Origin of the sequence: Anaerobacillus arseniciselenatis, assembly GCF_001865995.1 — a bacterium.
GTDB classification, from domain to species: domain Bacteria; phylum Bacillota; class Bacilli; order Bacillales; family Anaerobacillaceae; genus Anaerobacillus; species Anaerobacillus arseniciselenatis.
Map to the genome: position 1 here is coordinate 45,661 of NZ_MLQQ01000006.1, position 19,195 is coordinate 64,855.

General features: G+C 37.0%; 20 protein-coding genes. 1 reads left to right on the top strand and 19 read right to left on the bottom strand.

Going from position 1 to position 19,195, the window contains the following annotated elements; translation table 11 throughout:
- Positions 1-89: 89 nt before the first annotated feature.
- From BKP35_RS06585 to BKP35_RS06660, 16 genes are all read right to left on the bottom strand, one after another.
- Complete coding sequence (locus BKP35_RS06585) at positions 90-1,232, bottom strand: hypothetical protein (protein ID WP_211274601.1); 1,143 nt, start codon at positions 1,230-1,232, stop codon at positions 90-92.
- Between the two features lie 252 nt (positions 1,233-1,484).
- Positions 1,485-1,991, bottom strand: coding sequence for a YcxB family protein (locus BKP35_RS06590; RefSeq protein ID WP_071312579.1), 507 nt, complete (start codon positions 1,989-1,991; stop codon positions 1,485-1,487).
- A gap of 104 nt (positions 1,992-2,095) precedes the next feature.
- On the bottom strand, positions 2,096-3,046 hold the full coding sequence (locus tag BKP35_RS06595) for a GGDEF domain-containing response regulator (RefSeq protein WP_071312580.1): 951 nt from the start codon (positions 3,044-3,046) through the stop codon (positions 2,096-2,098).
- On the bottom strand, positions 3,039-3,356 hold the full coding sequence (locus tag BKP35_RS06600; RefSeq protein ID WP_071312581.1) for an Hpt domain-containing protein: 318 nt from the start codon (positions 3,354-3,356) through the stop codon (positions 3,039-3,041). Before BKP35_RS06600 ends, BKP35_RS06595 begins: the two co-directional genes overlap by 8 nt.
- A gap of 18 nt (positions 3,357-3,374) precedes the next feature.
- Positions 3,375-5,819 carry an ATP-binding protein gene (locus tag BKP35_RS06605; protein ID WP_071312582.1) on the bottom strand — a complete coding sequence of 815 codons (2,445 nt, stop codon included), beginning with the start codon at positions 5,817-5,819 and terminating at the stop codon, positions 3,375-3,377.
- A gap of 187 nt (positions 5,820-6,006) precedes the next feature.
- Positions 6,007-7,737, bottom strand: a complete 1,731-nt coding sequence (locus BKP35_RS06610) for an ABC transporter ATP-binding protein (protein ID WP_071312583.1) — start codon at positions 7,735-7,737, stop codon at positions 6,007-6,009.
- A gap of 1,413 nt (positions 7,738-9,150) precedes the next feature.
- Positions 9,151-9,591 (bottom strand): OsmC family protein, encoded by a 441-nt coding sequence (locus BKP35_RS06615; RefSeq protein WP_071312584.1) that lies wholly within the window; start codon positions 9,589-9,591, stop codon positions 9,151-9,153.
- Positions 9,592-10,782 (bottom strand): cobalamin-independent methionine synthase II family protein, encoded by a 1,191-nt coding sequence (locus BKP35_RS06620; RefSeq protein ID WP_071312585.1) that lies wholly within the window; start codon positions 10,780-10,782, stop codon positions 9,592-9,594.
- A gap of 45 nt (positions 10,783-10,827) precedes the next feature.
- Positions 10,828-11,547: a sulfurtransferase TusA family protein gene (locus tag BKP35_RS06625; RefSeq protein ID WP_071312586.1), complete on the bottom strand. Its 720-nt coding sequence runs from the start codon at positions 11,545-11,547 to the stop codon at positions 10,828-10,830.
- 11 nt (positions 11,548-11,558) lie between these two features.
- Positions 11,559-11,921 (bottom strand): DsrE family protein, encoded by a 363-nt coding sequence (locus BKP35_RS06630; RefSeq protein WP_071312587.1) that lies wholly within the window; start codon positions 11,919-11,921, stop codon positions 11,559-11,561.
- Between the two features lie 15 nt (positions 11,922-11,936).
- Complete coding sequence (locus BKP35_RS06635; RefSeq protein ID WP_245741894.1) at positions 11,937-12,188, bottom strand: sulfurtransferase TusA family protein; 252 nt, start codon at positions 12,186-12,188, stop codon at positions 11,937-11,939.
- Positions 12,189-12,309: 121 nt separating this feature from the next.
- Positions 12,310-12,528, bottom strand: coding sequence for a hypothetical protein (locus tag BKP35_RS06640; RefSeq protein WP_071312589.1), 219 nt, complete (start codon positions 12,526-12,528; stop codon positions 12,310-12,312).
- Positions 12,518-13,087: a histidine kinase dimerization/phospho-acceptor domain-containing protein gene (locus BKP35_RS06645; RefSeq protein ID WP_139192818.1), complete on the bottom strand. Its 570-nt coding sequence runs from the start codon at positions 13,085-13,087 to the stop codon at positions 12,518-12,520. The genes BKP35_RS06640 and BKP35_RS06645 overlap by 11 nt, the downstream gene beginning before the upstream one ends.
- Before the next feature lie 282 nt (positions 13,088-13,369).
- Positions 13,370-13,843: a DUF2283 domain-containing protein gene (locus tag BKP35_RS06650; RefSeq protein WP_071312591.1), complete on the bottom strand. Its 474-nt coding sequence runs from the start codon at positions 13,841-13,843 to the stop codon at positions 13,370-13,372.
- A gap of 163 nt (positions 13,844-14,006) precedes the next feature.
- Positions 14,007-14,387, bottom strand: a complete 381-nt coding sequence (locus BKP35_RS06655) for a VOC family protein (protein ID WP_071312592.1) — start codon at positions 14,385-14,387, stop codon at positions 14,007-14,009.
- Positions 14,384-15,367: an aldo/keto reductase gene (locus BKP35_RS06660; protein WP_071312593.1), complete on the bottom strand. Its 984-nt coding sequence runs from the start codon at positions 15,365-15,367 to the stop codon at positions 14,384-14,386. Before BKP35_RS06660 ends, BKP35_RS06655 begins: the two co-directional genes overlap by 4 nt.
- A 561-nt stretch (positions 15,368-15,928) precedes the next feature.
- Here BKP35_RS06660 and hemY point away from each other — a divergent pair.
- Entirely contained in the window at positions 15,929-17,332 is a 1,404-nt protein-coding gene (gene hemY / locus BKP35_RS06665) for a protoporphyrinogen oxidase (protein ID WP_071312594.1), read from the top strand.
- A gap of 220 nt (positions 17,333-17,552) precedes the next feature.
- Here the strand turns inward: hemY and BKP35_RS06670 are convergent, their stop codons facing one another.
- The 3 genes from BKP35_RS06670 to BKP35_RS06680 form a co-directional block, all read right to left on the bottom strand.
- Positions 17,553-18,005, bottom strand: coding sequence for a hypothetical protein (locus tag BKP35_RS06670; RefSeq protein WP_071312595.1), 453 nt, complete (start codon positions 18,003-18,005; stop codon positions 17,553-17,555).
- A 222-nt stretch (positions 18,006-18,227) separates the two neighbouring features.
- Entirely contained in the window at positions 18,228-18,470 is a 243-nt protein-coding gene (locus BKP35_RS06675) for a hypothetical protein (RefSeq protein WP_071312596.1), read from the bottom strand.
- 224 nt (positions 18,471-18,694) lie between these two features.
- Positions 18,695-18,958 carry a hypothetical protein gene (locus tag BKP35_RS06680; protein WP_071312597.1) on the bottom strand — a complete coding sequence of 88 codons (264 nt, stop codon included), beginning with the start codon at positions 18,956-18,958 and terminating at the stop codon, positions 18,695-18,697.
- Between the last annotated feature and the right edge of the window lie 237 nt (positions 18,959-19,195).

Genomic DNA, 19,195 nt, shown 5'->3' on the forward strand with positions numbered 1-19,195 from the left:
ATCGTTGGTGGGCGAACCGCAAAAACACACCCAATAAAAGGGGCTGACATCGTCGTCACCGATATGAACGAATTCGATAAAATCGCTTTTTAAAAGTCGCACTTCTCTAAAATCGCTACACCCTGAGTTTCACCAATACCGCCATTGCCGTGAACTAAGCCGTACTTTCGAGTACCTTCTTTTAACTTCTGATGTATCTCGATGAGTGCATTTAAAGCGGGATTGTTCCAAGGGGCTCTTGCGAAATTCATTCCCCCGGTGATCGTCACTTCATACTGCTCTAAAAAGTCAGAGAGTTGTTCGATGTGATCGATCATTCCTGTCGCTAGTAAAAATGCGATCGGAATAGGTGGATAACAACTGTATACTTCAAGGTACAAGTTTTGATTTTTGAATTGCTCAACAGCTTGAATACTTGCCTCGTCTTGCGCTTGTAAAAATGCTTTTCTCAAATGCGGAAATACGTCTTCTTTTTTGCCTACAATTTTATCAATCTTTGTCGGGCAACCTTCTACCATGGAATATTTCACTCCTGAAACTGATATTTTCTCTTTTTCAGGAATTTGTAAAAAGCTTGCGGTACTGTCATTCGCTACAATAATGCCACCTGAAAAGTTAATATTCGGATTCGCACAGTCCGTTAACTTAAATAAATCAGCACCAAGATCATCTAATCGTCGCCCTCTTTCTCGAGGAACTTCGGAATTTGTGGCACGATTATATGTTTTATGAAAATTCAGAAACAATTGATCAAAAAAACGAACTATCTCTTTTTCTGATAGCTCTAATTCTTTTCTAAGCCTATGGCCAATTTCGTTATAACATTGAAGAATGCTTTTATCTTCAAAAATGCTCATCGCTTTTGTCATTTCTTCTTTTCCGTATAGATGCTTATTCGTTAACAGCGGTTCATGGCCAAAAATCAACACCGCATCGTACAAGCCAGAATCAACTAACTCCTTAGCATCTGATAACGCTTGGATCGGACTAGCTCCGCTTTTATACGTTTTGATTTTCTCGATCGTTTCACATTCAAAGATACTAAAGTAAAATTGATTGGCTGCTTCAAACGCGTTAAGTAACGGATCAATGAAAAAGTAGGCGATCCTTTTATCAGCTGACAAAAGTTGTTCATGTATTTCGGTCGCTTCTTTGAAGGTTTCTTTCAATTTTGGATTTGTAAGTTGCCCACCGTGGATGTCAGTAATTTTACCTGAATAGATGATATTCACTATCACTCACTTCTTTCCAAAAAAATTCTATCTGAGTGAATTTCATAATTATCTTTAATGAGCCATATGAAACTATGTAGTTGCGAGCGGTTTAACTCAACTACATATGGATCTTAATGGCGATCAAATTGAATTATGAAATTCATTAATCTCACTTCTTAAATATCTTTTCTACAGAGTAGTGCTAACTCCTTTTTTAAAAACAGCTACACTATTGAAACCAAATTGAAGATGAATTTTTTGAGAAAAAAATCACATCCATTTTAATTTCTTTGCTTCGAGCCTGTCTTGCAGCAACGCTTTAAATTGTGATATATCTTCTTTCGTTTGAAAATACCTTTTCGGCAAAATTAATGCGGATGTCTTTGTCACGTATAATAAAAACATATCCCTATATTCAATCGTAGATCTTATTTCTTCCCATGAATATTTTGATTGTAACTGTTCACTGTTAAGCCTTATTGTTTTAGTACTAATTACGTATTTCATTTTTTGTTTTAACATTGGATTTTGATCGTAGTGACGTTTATTTATCATTTTTAATATAAATTTTAAAAATACAAAGCCGATGTAGGTGATCGACAGCGGTAATGCCACGGTTAGAAACCAGCCAAACTCTTCAAACATCGTTATGTAAATCGCAATAAACATAATTAAAAATACACTTATAAAATAACGCATCAAAATTTTCTTTGTATGATATTCACTATATTGTTTAAATTCTTCGTACGTAAGTTGCCCTTCGATGATGATTGTCATGAGTGCCTGTCACTCCCCGAATTTTCCAAGGGCGCAATAAATCGCGCCCTACCTTAGTTTCGTATATGAAATTCAACTACTTTGATTTCCCTATTTTTACATAGCTACAAGTTTGAGTCTGTCCAATTAATCACTCGATTTCGTCCTTTATCTTTTGCAAGGTATAATAATTGATCGGCACGATCTACCCATTCTTTGATCGTCATGTCTGTTTCATACTGAGCTACCCCGGCGGAGAAGGTAATTGTAATATTTTCGTTTCCTACTTTTGCTAACGGTAACTGACGTATCTCTTTTAAAATCCGGTCTAATATTAACGTCGCATCTTCTTCATTTGTATTTGGCATAAAAATGATAAATTCTTCACCACCATAGCGAGCAAGCAAATCCGATTGTCGTAGTTGTTTTTTTACCTCTGCTGTTAAGCCTTGCAAAATAATGTCGCCTACTGAGTGTCCGAAGCGGTCATTAATTAATTTAAACCGATCGATATCAAAAACTGAGATACACATGTTTGCAGGAATTCTTTCTAATCTTTGGATTTCGATCATCATTTGATTTTCTAAATATCTTCTGTTAAAAACTCCCGTCAGAGGGTCATAAAATGCTAATTGCTCGAATTCCTTTGCTCTTGTTAAAATACGGCATACCCTTGCGTTCACTTCTTCAAATTGAAACGGCTTTGTTACGTAATCATCAGCTCCTAATTGCAAGCATTTAATTTTATCATTAACATCTGAACTACCTGATAAAACGATTAATGATATCCATTTTAGTTGCGGGTTATCTATTAAAAACTGAAACAATACATAGCCAGATTCTGGGACCATCATTAAATCTAAAATAATTAAATCGTATTTATTATTCAATAACTTTTGCTTTGCAACACTCACATCATGCGCGTCATCGACATTAAAACCTTTTTTCATAAATTTCCTTACAAGCAAATTTCTTAAATCATCGTCGTCATCAATAATGAGTAGAGATGAGCCGTTGATTTCGTCTGTTATAATATGAGGTCGAATTTTTTGTTGTTCATTCTTATCTTTATTCATAAATAACCACTACCTTATTTAAATAGTCCTCTAAGGCTCCTAATTGTTGTTCAATTGCTACTTTATCTTTATTTTTTGCAGCAATTTCTATGAAATAACCAATCTCAGAAATTTGATCAAACCCGTAACCACTACCGTTCCCTTTCATACTATGGCCAATGAGCTGAATTTGTTCAAAGTCGTCTTTCGTTAAGGCTTTTAAAATCTTCTCGATGTCTTTCTTTCGATTGGTCATATAACCCGGAATTAAGTCTACTAAATCTTCATCAATATAGACGTAAACCTTATTTTTCCCATCATTGTTAGACATTGATATTCCCCCTACCCATTAAGAGCTGTACTTAGCGATGAAATCTAGTAACGTTTGTTTTTTTATTGGTTTTGATAAATAATCATCACAACCAGCCTTTAGGCATTTTTCACGATCCCCTTCAAAAGCGTGGGCTGTTAAAGCGATAATTGGTGTGCCTTCACGCTGCGTATCCGCTTCCCACTGACGAATTGTTTTCGTGGCCTCATACCCATCTAAAATCGGCATTTGAATATCCATAAGCACGAGGTCAAAATCTTCATTTTTATATTTATTAACGGCTTCTTGACCATTTTCAGCTAATATAATTTGATGATTTGTCTTTTTTAAGAACGATTTAAACAATAATTGGTTATCTTCATTATCTTCAACGAGAAGAATTTTTAACGAAGCTTGATGGGTTTCAGCTGGAAGCTTCGGTAGTGCTTCAGCTCCCTCTGCTCGTCTCAGTGATAAAGACGAAACATTAGTCGCGCTTCCTTCATGAAGTGGCACATAGAAATAAAAAGTACTTCCACTTCCTTCTTTACTTTCAACACCGATTTCTCCACCCATGGCATCAACAATTTTTTTCGATATCGCGAGCCCAAGTCCAGTTCCACCGTACTTTCTTGTCGTCGACGAATCGACTTGAGTAAATTTCTCAAATATTTTCTCTTGCTTCACTTTCGGAATACCCACGCCTGTGTCAATAATCGAAAATAATAAGCGTTGATCCGTTTGTGACGCTCGCTCGACACGAACAATAATTTCCCCTTGTTCCGTAAACTTTATTGCATTTCCGATAAGATTAATCAAAACTTGTCTTAAACGGTCTGGATCACCTTTTAAATATTTCGGAACATCAGGACTTATATGAGTAATCAGTTGTAAGTTTTTACTATGTGCTCTTAAAGCTAAAAGTTCAGTTGTTCTTTCAACGGTATCTTCCACTGAAAAATCAATATTCTCTAATTCTAAATAACCAGATTCTACTTTTGAAAAATCTAGAATATCATTAATTAGAATTAATAGATTATTCCCTGCTTTTCTAAAGGTTGAAACATACGTCTTTTGCTCTTCGTTTAAACTCGTTTCTTCTAATAACTCAGTCATTCCGAGAATTCCATTTAGCGGCGTACGAATTTCATGACTCATTGTAGCAAGAAAATCTGTTTTTGCTTGATTTGCAGCTTCTGCTTTTTGCTTTGCTTCGTTTAACTCTTTTAATAAAACTTCTTGTTTTTCTTGTTGCTCGGTAATCTCAATGTTTTGGGCAATAATCTCTTCGTTTTGTGCCTCTAAATTATCCATCATATCACGTAAATTTTCAGCCATCACATTGGAGGCTAATGCTAACTTCCCGATTTCATCACTATGAAACTTATCCTTTGGAATACTAACATTAAAGTCGCCTTTTGATATTTTTTCTATTAAGTTCGTCATTTGTGAGAGCGGTTTTAATGAATTTTTTATACCTAAGGAAATAACGATCATAACAATAAATAATGTTACTGTAGCAATCGCGACAATCCAATAAATAACATAATAAAAACTTTGTAAAATAAACTCCTTTTTCACATTGCTTTCATAAAACCAGTAATTACCAAAGCCTTCAACCGTAATAGGCTGAAAAACTCTTAATACCTCTGCATCCATATATGGCGAGTGGTCATAAAATAATATTTCGTTTAATTCATTAGGATCAGAGAATAAAAGGTCACTTTTTTGATAATATTGACCTACTTGCCTGCTATCGTTTCCGTGGACGATATAGGAACCATCTCTAGTCAGTAGATTACTCGAACCAGACTGGGGTCTATTTTCTACAATCATACTTTGAAAAAATTCCATGGAATAATCGAAACCAAAAACACCGAGGAATTCACCTTTTTCATCTAAAATTGGTGTAATAAAGGAAGCAACCAACACTTCTTCACCAGAAATTGGATATATATACGGGTCAAACATTATCGGTTGTTTCGTTTCTTTCGGTAAAAAATACCATTCAGCATTTCGGTCGTTGTAATCCAATATTTGCTCAAAGCTTATCTCATCATTATTTCGTGACCACCAAGGAATAAATCTCCCTGTATGATCGTGAAATGGTTCGTTTTTATAAGCGATATCTTGACCATCAAAAGCATCGGCTTCCCAAACACTGTATACATTTAAAACTTCGGTGTGGTTTTCTAAAAATGTTTTATAAAGCTCGATAACATTTTCTCGCGTAACCGCATTCATTTCTCGTAAACTTAAAATATATTGATTTAAATCATTGAATGATTGACTAGAGTGACCGATCTTATTTGAGATATTTTCCGCGTGCACAAGCGCATCTCTCTTCGCATAACTTTCTGCATTTTCGATACTAGTATTATAAATAATATTGCCGATAATAAAAACGGCTACGGTAATAGCGATCGTTAGTACCAAAATAGTTAATATATTAATACGATTTGCTAACTTTAAATTCCTAAACATAGTGCCTCCTTTTTTGTGAGTGCCTGTCACTCCCCGAATCTTCTTGTTTCACGCGAATGTTTCACACAATAGAAGTATATAGGGCACAATCATATGCGCCCCATCTTAAACTTGAATGAAGAGCGGCCATTTTTTTGATTTTCCTTCACTGTCCGCAGTTTCCTTCAGTCGCCTATGTGAATGCATCTTATGTTAACTGTTGTTCAGCAAATTCACGATACAACGCATGCCCGTTCACTAATTCTTTATGTGTGCCGACTCCGGTAATTTCACCTTTTTCGATAAAAATAATTTTATCGGCATTGACAATCGTTGATAAGCGGTGGGCAATCACGAAGGTTGTCCGACCTTCCATAAGACGTGTTAATGCTTGTTGAACGATTTTTTCGGACTGACTATCTAAGCTTGCGGTCGCCTCGTCCATCATTAAAATTTTCGGATCTCTTAAAAACGCGCGTGCAATGGCGATCCGCTGCCTTTGTCCTCCTGAAAGTTTAATACCACGCTCTCCTACTTCTGTATCTAGCCCGTTCGGAAACTGCTGAATAAATTGTTCGGCATAAGCCATCTTTGCGACTCCCCACAAGCGTTCATCGTCAATATCCGTTTCGATACCGTAAGTAAGATTTTCACGAATAGTCCCAGCAACCATCGGACTATCTTGTGATACATAACCTATTTGACTTCGCCACGATGCCAAACTGATTTCATTGATCGGCGCATTTCCAATTAGAATTCGCCCCTCCTGTGGCTCGTAAAAACGTTCTAGTAACCCAAACACCGTCGTTTTTCCTCCACCACTAGGACCTGCGAATGCCACCATCGTACCTGGTTGAACCTCGAAGGAAACGTTTTGTAACACCGACTCCTCCTCATTATAAGAAAAAAAGACATTTTCAAAGCGAACTGGTTGATTTGTAATTTCCATTTCGATGCCATCTGGCCCTTGCTCTTCCTCAAGCTCTAATATTTCAATCATCCGTTCAGTTGCACCTTTTGCTTTTTGCAATTGTGTAAAAAACATCGTAAATACCGTAAGTGGCATAATGATTTGAAACAAATAAAGGATAAAGGCGACCAATGAACCTGTTGTCATTGTACCTTCTGCAACGCGAATCCCGCCATAACCAATGATTACCACAAGGATTCCCATGATCACTAATTGCATGAGTGGTCCAATCAGAGCTAAAATTCTTGATTCCTTTAACCCATAAGCCAGTAGGTTACTAATCCCTTCGGTTCCTTTTTGCTCCTCAGCTTTTTCAGCATTGCTCGCTTTCATTAAGCGGACTTCACTGATCGTTTGTGTGATTTTTCCTGAAAATTGAGCGGTTTCATCTTGTAGCCCATGCGAAATTTTCCGCATTTTTTTACCGAGAGGACGCATAATAAAAATCGTTACCGGAACAACGGTTAGCATTAAAACAGTCATTTTCCAATCCATAATAATTAAAATGATGACAGCACCGATGATTGAAATGATACCGGTAATAAATTGGGGAAAGTGCTGCGAGATTAAATCTTTCACAACCCCAGTATCATTAACGATACGACTGACCGATTCCCCACTCGTTTTACGATCAAAATAACTCACTGGTAGTCGAATAACTTTTAATAACATTCTTTCACGAAGTCGAGCGACAATATTTTGACCTACATATGCGAGGAGATATCTAGACATAGCATCCAACGCAGCTCTAACAATAAACACAACTACGATGATCACGATCAACGTGATACTCATTGCTTCAACAGAGAATCCATCGACCATTTCTCTCGTTAATAAGGGGATCGATAGCCCAACGAGTGTAGTTATTAAACTCCCGATGATCCCAATAGTAAAAGCTAATTTCGGAATTTTAGTTGCTAATATAAGCGATATAAATGGCTTAAATGTATTTTTTGATTGATCTTCCACGGTATAACTCCTTATATGTATTAAAAACTAGTTGATTTTGCGCTAGTTAATTTTAATATTTCCTATTATTGTTAAGTAATGATTATGTATTCGAACAAAATCGACAAAAAACACACGTACCTGAGTTAATTTCATAATTACCAAATCGAGCCAAACTATATGTAGTTGCGAACGACTTAACGCAACTACATATAGTTTGATATGGCGATATTTTGAATTATGAAATTCATTAACCTAGAACATTTTATCTGTTTTCTTGTTAATTGAAAAGGAAAAGTATTATTTATACTAGATTAAATTACGATTATTCTCAAACGAAGAAATCGTTACTTCGTTTTCTTATATTATCGACAAACGAATTTATTTATTTAGTCAAGAGAGTGTTGCACGGTATGGGGAGAGTGCGTAACAATTGGTTCCTTATATCGGTCAGGTATGCGAGAAGATCTTGCGTTACCTTTTGGTGAGTGTGACGCTTTGTTCGGGCACGCGCGAAGGTCTCGCGTTACCTTTTGGGTGAGGTGACGCTTTGTTCGGGCACGCGCGAAGGTCTCGCGTTACCTTTTGGGTGATGTGACGCTTTGTTCGGGCACGCGCGAAGGTCTCGCGTTACCTTTTGGGTGAGGTGACGCTTTGTTCGGGCACGCGCGAAGGTCTCGCGTTACCTTTTGGGTGATGTGACGCTTTGTTCGGGCACGCGCGAAGGTCTCGCGTTACCTTTTGGTGAGTGTGACGCTTTGTTCAGGCACGGGAGAAGGTCTCGCGTTACCTTTTGGGTGAGGTGACGATTTGTTCGGGCACGCGCGAAGGTCTTGCGTTACCTTTTGGGTGAGGTGACGATTTGTTCGGGCGCGCACTGGAATCGCATTATCCCTAAAATACACGTAACAAACACGAATTGGCTTGCACGGTTTACAGTATATGTAAAACTTGTAAAACGCACGCATGAAAAACCAGGATTGATGCACTGAAATTACAGTATCTGTAAAATCCGCGTATCAATACATGTATTGACGCACAAATGATTTCTCTTCCTAGTTCAAAACAGGAGAAGAGAAATCGAAATGCCAGAATGATTACTCTTCTCGACTCAAAACCAAAGAAGAGTAATCCAGTGTTAGAAAGGACGCATTTCTACTGCGCATCATCCCCCACACTATTCATAAAAAAACAAATCACATAAATCCGTCAAACTTCTACTCCTCCTCATTCCCAAAAAGAAAAAAACCTGATACGAGGTTCCGACTCCGCATCAAGTTTTATTATTAGAGCTTTTGAGATCAAGCCCCTAATTAATTCAAACTATTTTTCTAAGCTACACCCAAACCACATAAACGGTAATTTTCGATCAGTAATTGTGGTATCCACCCACCACGACCTATATAAAACTTCAACCAACAATCACCAAGACCACTAAGCTCGGGACCACTCCGAAGAAATATCGACACCCGCTGCCTTCAATGTTTGAAAAATGGGGCAACGTGCATCTGATCGTTCGCAAAGCTCTTGAATACGTTCGTCACTTTCACTCGTACGTATTTTCGCTTCGATTTTAACCCAATCAAAGTATGTGCGAACAGACGGATCTCCCATCAGCCCTCTTAAATCTAGCTCTCCAGTAACCTCGTAATCTATTCCTTGCAAATCAAAATCGATTTCTTTGGCAACAAAATTAGCAACAATATTTTCACAAGAAGCTAAAGCACCTAATAACGTCGATAGCGGGTCTGCCCCTTGATTCGTACCACCGAAATTTTCCGGCTCATCAATTGTAAAAGAATGCTCTCCAGCCGTCACATCTGTTTTCATTTTCTCACTTTTACCATTTACTTTTACCGTCATTTTTGACATCATTTACACCTCTCCGGCTTCAACTAATTCACTTCTTAGTTGCTCAGCGGCTTTCCTCATATTGATTAATTTTTGTGTGGCGATTTCTGGAGTGTTCATCGGCCTTTGCGCAAACGTGCCAAAACCACAATCAGGATTTAAATACATTTTTTCGATCGGGAAAAATTTCGCCGCCTCTTTCACACGTGCAACAATTTCTTCCACCGTTTCGATCTCTGGCGTTCGCGGGTTGACAATCCCTAAGCCAAGTTCAACATCTTTAAGCTTTGCTAACTCACTCAACGCATGCAACTCTCCAGCTCTTGGTGTTGCGTATTCTAACACATACTGGTCTACGCTCATTTTTGCTAAAAACGGCATGAGCGGGTAATACGGTCCTCGAAGTAATGTTTCTTCTTGAGTGCTCCAGTTACCACGACATACGTGAATACCAATTTTCGAACCACGGCCACGCATTTCGTATGTAAGTTTGTTCATTAATTCAGTGGCAAAATTGAGCTCTTCTTCGGCATCCGCTTTCCCCGTTAAAGCGCCACACATGAAAGTGCGATTCGCATTTTTTTGCGTAAAGACAAGTTCGGTTAAAACCGGTTCATCGATTTGAATAAAATCAACACCGGCAGCAATTAAATCTTCTATCTCTTCTCTTAAAACCGCCACAATATCGACCGCTAAATCTTCTTTCGTCGGATACGCTTCTTTGGACAAACCGTCGACCCACATTGCTCTCGTTAACAAGTAAGGACCTGGAATTGCCACCTTCATTTGTTTGTTCGTTTGTTCTTTTAAAAATTGATATTCATCAGCAGCAATTGGTTTTTTACGAGAGATTTTACCGACAGCCGCTGGATTCGTTAATGAGTACGCAGGAACATCTAATGTACCGAGAATTTCTTCAAAACTCGCTTTGTCCTCGACATACTCTAGTAAATCGGCCACTGATAACATTTTCACATTATCAATCTTATCAGCGACAAATGAAATAAAGTTATCGCGACGTTGTTCACCGTCCGAAACGATGTCTATCCCGGCCACTACCTGACTTTGAACACATTCTATAATCGCTCTATCTGCAATCTCTTCAAATTGTTCTTCTGTAATTCGTTCCGCACGTACATCGCGTAATCCGCGCAAAACTTTGCGAGTGCGAGGCCAACTTCCTACGACAGTTGTAGGTAAGATCGTGTTACTCATTTTATATCTAACCCCTTAGTAAAAAATATTATTAAGATCTATCTCTTATAAAACAACTTGAAACTTTATATTCATCGAAACGGACGTTTGCAATGTTCGAAAAATCGGCGAGCGTGCAACCGTCACGTTCCAAACGTCGTAAAGCTCTTTTTCTTCACTAGGTGACGTTACGTAAAAAACACCGCTAATTTCCTCGATTTTCGGACTACCCTCATCTTCAATTTCCATATGATAAAGGATGTTTTCAAGCTTTCCTTTTAACGTCAGTTCCATCTCATCAATTTCGATATTCCGTCTTGACGCATGAGCTTTAAAGCCAACGACAAGACATGAGCCTAACGACGTAAGAAGATAGTCAATCGCACTAGGTGCCTCTACTTTCGGGCTAAAATCAGCCGGTTGACCTGATGTTAACGTATGATTTCTCGAAAAAGCTTTTGCCGAAAGTCCTTCGTCTTCTCTCACTCTAATACTCCACTGGTAACCACGTGCAGCTTCTAAATCAGAAGCGACACTGTCAGCGCTTCCACCTTTACGGACAAAATAACTCGTATACTGTTCCTGTTTTTCAGAACCTAAAAACTCGTGATCTACCATCCGGCACCATGCCGGGAGATCGTCAGCAAACGTTCTCTCTCGACTTCTAATTTCTAACACTTGCCCTGATGCGAGTGGATCGATATTTTTTTTAATAATTAAAAGCAGCCCCGAACCACAATCTAAATCTCCGCCATCACACATTGCCTCTGGCTTTTGAAAAACCATTTATATTCCTCCTAATACGTAATTGATGCTGCTCCTTCTGATAAAAACTCAACGACTTTTGCACCACCAACAATCGTTGCCCCTTCGATTAAATTTTCCTCAGAAAGTTCACGTTTTTTATGACATGGGCTACATACCCAAAGCACGCCACCCGCTTCTACAAATTGATCCATTAAATCTTTTAGTGGTGCAAACCCTGATTCATGAATGTCGTCAGCATATCCTTTGTCTGAAAGATAAGCTCCGTCAATATTTAAGAAAACAACAACCTCTTTCCCAGAAGCTACTGCGGCATTTGCGACAACGAAACCTACCGTCGCGCGATCTGTATCACTTTTCCCATTCGTTAAACTTACTAAAAATTTGTTTGTCATTATCAATCTCTCCTTTTAATTTTTTTGAATAATAAAGTGGGTCATTAATAATCCTTCTTCATAAACGTCTAATAACGTATAACCTTGCATTCGGCACCACGCGGGAATATCTTCTTTTGCCCCTAAATCGTATGAGATGACGTGGATCGTTTCCCCCTTAGACATCTTTTTTACTTTTAAGAATACATTCATGATCAACTCTCCACATCCAGCAGGACCGGCATCATAAACGACATCACAATTCCTTGTATTATTTATTTTTATCACCTCCATAACTTTAAGTTATTAAACCTATAAAATATATTTTAGTAGATTTTCCTTTTTTGTATATGGTTTATTTTGTAGAAACATAAAAAAATACGGGACACCGCTATGGCGCCCCGATTGATTAAACTATAGGAAACGTAATTTCTGTTATAACACCACGACTTTCTCCATTATAGAATTCTGTTTTAATACCTAGCAAATAAAACTGTGGTTCAAATAAGAGATAAGTATCCTTTAATATTTGTCTCACATCTACTGGTTCAAACTTAACTGCTTGTGGTTTAGATAAAAACAAAAGCTCGCTAGTAATTAAGTTAATTCTTTCTATTTCAGCTAACATAATGGAACGCGTTAATTCTTTCTATTTCAGCTAACATAATGGAACGCGTTTTTTCATTTTTATCTAGCATTTGCACAAAGCCTGAAAGAACAGCTAAAGGATTGCGAATTTCATGAGCAATCCCCGCAGCTAGCTGACCAACTACAGAGAGTTTTTCCGATTGGACTAACTTTTCTTCAGTTAACACTAATTTCTCCCTCGTCATTTTAGCATTTGCTTGTGCCTTCACCCAAAGTCTATTCATAAATTTAATATGAAAGTAGAAAAAAACCACCAATAAAATCGCAAATAAAATAAAATAAATGACATCAAATTTTACAATACTCGAAAAAATCACGACGAAATTGAACAAATAAAAATAAACTAACATCACCGTCGTTAAGAAACCTGATAAAAGCAATACTCGAATTCGTTGATATAATGTGCTAACAAATAGACCAAATAAAAGAAAGATATAATTTACAAAGTATGGATACTGCCAGTTAAGGAAAAATAAGTATCCAGAAATACAGAGGATAATAAAGTACATCATCCATTCATATAATTGAGTGAATTTCATAATTACCAAAAATGATCCACATCAAGCAATATATAGTTTGCGAAAGGTTTTGACGCAACTATATATTGATCTTAGTGGCGGAAATAATGAATTATGAAATTCATTAAATTACTAAAAATTCCTATCTATTTACATCATTACGACCATAAAAAACCTCCAATCCCAAACGAAATGTTTGAACTGGAGGTTTTAACATTAAAGGTTTTACAAGTTTCAAGAGGAGATAAACCGTCACTGGCTCTCCAACGCTTTTCAGAGCTTACCAAGGCGCTTACGCTTTTCTTATTTCCCGAAGCGCTCTTTTATTTTTCTAAATATCCCCTTTGACTTCCCGCCTTCGTCTCTTTCGCACCCGAGAAACGTATAGTTAGGGTCGTTACTGTATACTTCAATTCCGATAAAATCTTCACACTCATCATCTGCAAAAAGAAATTTCACTTCAATAATCCGCTCATAAGAGATCGACTGCTTCACCGGCTTGTCCTCTAATCGAAAGGAAAAATAATTATGACCATAATCATCCGTTTTTTTCACAAAACGCTTTTGCTCATCTGATAATGTTGCGATCTTTTTCGCTGAATCACCACCAAGCTCTACCCCAACGACTGGTACTTCCTTACCTAAATCCAAAATAATCTCTTCGTTTTCCGGCAATTGTTCCGTATAATAATCAAATTTCTCCGGCTCAGTTAAATAAATATAGCCAATTTCATCTTCCACATCATATGTAATCTGTTCAAAATTTATGTCAGCCATCAAAACACACCTTTCCAGCAATAATAATGTCCACCTGAGACGGACATTTAAGCGATTTGTCCACGAGTGGTGTCAGACACCGATAAGGTTAGACACCAATTTAAATTTTGGCACAAACGATCGAAAAGTGCAAAGAAAAAACGCAATATCAAAAAATGCTTCTCTACCGCTCCACAAATTGAAGCAACTCATTGTTCGGTCCTGAAAAAAACATCGTCTTCGCTCCATCAATCGCAATATTTGGCGTTTCACTATGCGGCTCAACGCCGTTTTCTTTCAAAAACTGAAAAGCTTCCTCGATATTGTCAACTGTAAAAGCTAGATGATTTACTAAACCTTTTTCATGATAAGTCTCACTCGGCACCAAATCTCTCATTAACTCAATTTCAAAGCCTGGTTCACTTGGTAGGTACAAAAAGGTCATTTCTCTTTTTTTATTTTGCCCCCGTTGCCTAACCTCAAACCCGAAAAGCTTTTTATAAAAATCGATCGACTCATCCATATTTGTCACCATAATCGCAACGTGTTCAACTCTTTTTATCATAACGGTGTCAATACTCCCTTCAACCCTTTATCAATTTCACACAATAATTCTTCTGGTAATTGTAAATCACTCACTTCCACTGCGTCGGTTACGTGAGAAACCTTCGTTGCTCCAATGATCGCTGAAGTCACCACTCGTTGATTTAAAACCCAACTTAATGCAAATTGTGAAAGCGTAATTTCTACTCTATTAGCCAGATCTTTATACTGTTCAACTAACTCAAAATTACGCTCGGAAAACAACTTAAATAACCTTTTTTCACCATGGGCAGCACGGCTATCGTCTGGAACATCCTCTGGCCCATTGTATTTCCCTGAGAGCATTCCCCGAGCCATAGGGCTATAAACCACCATCCCCACTTCTTCCGATTCACAAAACGGAATCAATTCATTCTCGACATCTCTAACTAATAAACTATATTGTGGTTGTACAGAGACAAACTTTTCTAAATTCATTCTCTCACTGATGCTATGGGCTTTGGCAATTTGCCAAGCCGCAAAGTTCGAGCAGCCAATATAGCGTACTTTCCCTTGGCGAACGAGATCATCTAAAGCTCGTAATGTTTCCTCTAATGGTGTATTCGGATCAAAGAAATGAACTTGATAAAGATCGATATAATCGGTTTGCAATCGTTGCAAAGACCTTTCCACTTCCCTCATGATATGTACCCTTGAAAGACCAGCACTATTTTTTCCATAGCCCATCGGCAAACCAACTTTAGTCGCAAGTATTACTTCATCCCTTCTCCATCGAATGGCACGACCAATGATCTCTTCTGCTTCACCCGTTCCGTATTCAGGAGTCTCATCTTGCCCTTTCCCATAATAATTTGCCGTATCGATAAAGTTGATACCGCTTTCAATCGCCTCGTTTAAAATAGCGACGGATGATTTCTCGTCAATCCATCTCCCAAATGACATCGTTCCTAAACAAATATTTGATACTTCTAGCCCCGTTGATCCTAATTTTTTATACTGCATAAAATCCCCCCTAATAATAAGCCCTAAACTCCTTGAGTAAAATAAATATTTTTGCTTGAATGAATTTCATAATTACTAAAAATGAGCCACATCAACCAATATATAGGTTGCGGATAGTTTTGACGCAATTATATATTGGTCTTAGTGGCAGGAAAAATGAATTATGAAATTCATTGACTCCCCCATAAAAATATATTTCATTACTCCCTCTTTAAAAATATTAAACTCTCTCTCAAAAAATGAATATTTTGAAAAGTATTAAAATTAAAGTTATACTAAACAAATTCTATAGTTATTAAGATTTTCCTTTTTAAAAATTTAAAATGCTGTAACACAATGAAAAACTCCTATCCAAACAGCACTTAAAATTTGGCAGTGGAACGTATACGAGCTTGTAACCCCTTTCTTTAATGAACGTTTTGTAACAAGTTTTCAAATATTAATATTTTCTTAAATAAATAGGTTAAAATAAAGCCAAAAGGAGAAAGGTGAAACTTTCTCCTTTAAAATCATTAATGATTGTGAAATACTTAACATACTTTTATAAAGAAGGTGACTTAAATGGAAAAAAAGAAAGTTGTCATCATTGGCGGAGGAATTACCGGTTTATCAGCCGCTTACTATTTGCAAAAGGAAATCAAAGAAAACGGATTGCCCCTTGAAGTGAAGCTATTTGAAGCGAGTGACCGTTTAGGTGGAATTATTAACACAGTGAAAAAAGATGGGTTTATCGTTGAAAAAGGCCCTGATTCTGTTCTTGCCCGTAAAACGAGTGCATTGAAGTTAATAAAGGAAGTTGGGCTAGAAGATAAGGTTGTTTCCAATACAGCCGGGAAATCGTATATATATGCCCGCGGGAAACTACACACAATGCCTGAAGGAGCGTTCATGGGCATCCCTACTCAAATTACCCCTTTTGCACTTTCAGGTCTTTTTTCTCCATTCGGAAAATTAAGAGCTGCTGGAGATTTTATTTTACCTAAAGGGAAAGAAATGGACGATCAATCACTAGGTCAATTTTTTAGAAGAAGACTAGGGAATGAAATCGTTGATAATTTAATTGATCCGTTACTATCCGGAATTTATGCAGGCGACATCGACCACTTAAGCTTAATGTCATTATTTCCAATGTTTTATGACATGGAGCAAAAACATCGAAGCCTTGTCCTAGGATTGAAGAAGTCGATGCCAAAGCCTCCTAAATCAGCGAAAAAAGCTTCTAAAAAAGGAATGTTTATCTCGTTATCTACCGGACTACAATCTTTAATCGAGGAATTAGAGAAGCGATTAGATGAAGGTACTGTTGTCAAACAGTCACCTATTGAAAAAATTGTGAAAGCCGAAGCACAGTATACGATTACTTTAGCAAATGGAAGCGAAGAACAAGCCGACAGTATCATCATTGCCACTGAACACTACCATGCACAAAAGATGCTTTCTAACTATACATTTATGAAAGAGTTCGATGACATGATCTCTTATTCTGTTGCGAACGTCGCCATGGCTTTCCCTAAATCGGCAATCAAACAAGATATCGACGGAACTGGGTTCTTAGTATCACGAAATAGTGACTTCAGAATTACCGCCTGTACATGGACCCATAAAAAATGGCCTAGTACTACTCCAGATGACATGGCACTATTACGCTGTTATGTCGGTAAGCCGAATGATCAAGACATCGTCGATTTATCCGATGAGGAAATTATAAATATTGCTTTAAGAGATTTAAATAAAACGATGAACATCACACAAAAACCACTGTTCCATATGGTTACGAGATGGAAAGATTCAATGCCCCAATACAATGTCGGTCATATCGAGCGGATGAAAAATGTCAAAGAATCTCTAGCAAAAGAGCTACCAGGTGTCTATTTAGCAGGAGGTTCCTACGAAGGCGTTGGCATTCCAGACTGTATCAATCAAGGAGAAGCAGCTGTAAAAAAAGTGTTAGAACATTTGGCGTAACGAGCACTGGATCACTCCAAAAGATGTAACGGGTCCTGTATTCTATCGCAAATTACAATCAAAAATTCAGGTGAATTTGCACCTATATTTGCGCCCAAATTTGCGACTATTTAAAACATAAATAAAAAAGGCTCAGCTCAATTTGAACTGCTCCCTGTCAATTTGACCCGAGCCTTTTTTCCCTATATGAAACTATTGGTATATTCCACAATCTCGAAGTTTAGCTTCCGTGTTCTTCAAGATAAGTTCTTAACTTTTCCTTTTCGATTGGTCCATTTAAGACCTTGTAAAAATTTAGATTTAACCAAATAAAGTCAGTTTCAAAAACATCTAATATTATTGCTCCTGATTTTTTTTGGATACGCACCTCAAAATTTGCAAATATTTCTTTGTTATTATGCTGATCTTGAAACTCATTTTGGCTAATTTTTTTCACTTGATATTGACTAAAGACCTGTATTAATTCATCTACATGTTGAATTTCCTCTGTCCACATATTTCCTTCAGGTATAACAATCTGCATGTTAACAAAATCAGAAGAGTTAACATTTATTAAATCAGCTAAGTTTCGTTCACGATTATCGTTAAACAATTTCAATGTGAAAAGGGCAATCAACACAACAAGAGTTCCTACTATTAGCTTAAATTTATTATTTTTAATTATCCCTATCATGTTTTTCTATCCCCCATTAATCTTAACTAATATAAATTAACCTCACCATTGCTTCAATAACTTTTATACTCTATTTTAATGTTAACACTAATTTCCTATTATTTGGCATTAAAATGTAAAAATAAGCGTCTCTGCTTGTTGCAGAAACGCTCTCCATTACTTTAAGTGATTTTTTCACAAATTAAAAGATAATTGCTTGGCTAAAAAAATTCAGTCCTTATCTTAGGACTGAATTCTCTTTTCGAGGCTATTAATTTTTGTATCGTGTTTCCCTGTTTTTTCACTTAAATAGTCAACGTCATACTTAATACCGTCAACCTTTTTAGAGATTAAATAAAGGGTGCCTTTAATATCTTCCTGTTGGCTTTTTTCTATTTGATCAAGCCTTGATAACACTTCTTCAAACTGAGAATCTACTTTATCAAAACGTTCTAAGATGATTTTGAGCAGCTGTTCATTATCCATTTTAATCACCTCTTAGTTTAATGCTACATTTGATTATATCATATTAGCTAGTTGATTTTCATTCATAATTTTATATATACTTCCCTTAAATAAACTGCTCCTTACACTCAAAACATCAGGAACTGCCAGTACAACTGTTTATTTTAATTAACACAGCCTAAAAAAATAAAATGAATCATTTCCATTAGCACGTTAAAGCGTTCGTTAGTATAATAAGATAATTGTTATTCAATTACCTGATTTACTCCAACAATTTTACCATCAATGGAGTTTAACTCTATTTCCAACACATCATTATCTCCTACTAACTGGACATAAACAATCCATCTGTTCTCATTCGATTCTGCTGATTTGAATTCCCATTCCCACATGCTTTCCTCATTAGCATACTCGACTGCAATATTTATCGCCTCTTGTTCAGAAATGTTGTTTCCACAACCACTAATAAAAAATAGACTTATTAATAACATAACTAAGATTTTCCTCATAAGTAACTCCATCCTTTAAATGCAAACTTAACTGTTTAACTATCTTAACATAATTATCTTAACTTTCCGTTAGAATCATAACAAGAGCAGCGACGGCTTCTTTCGCTATCGTTAGCAATAGGTAAGCCTTTGAAGTGATCTCCAGCTTTTCCCCTGCTCCGCACCGAACGTGCTAGTTTCCCAGCATTCGGCGGTCCATCTAACGATGTATATTAAATTATAAGTTCTTCGTTACTT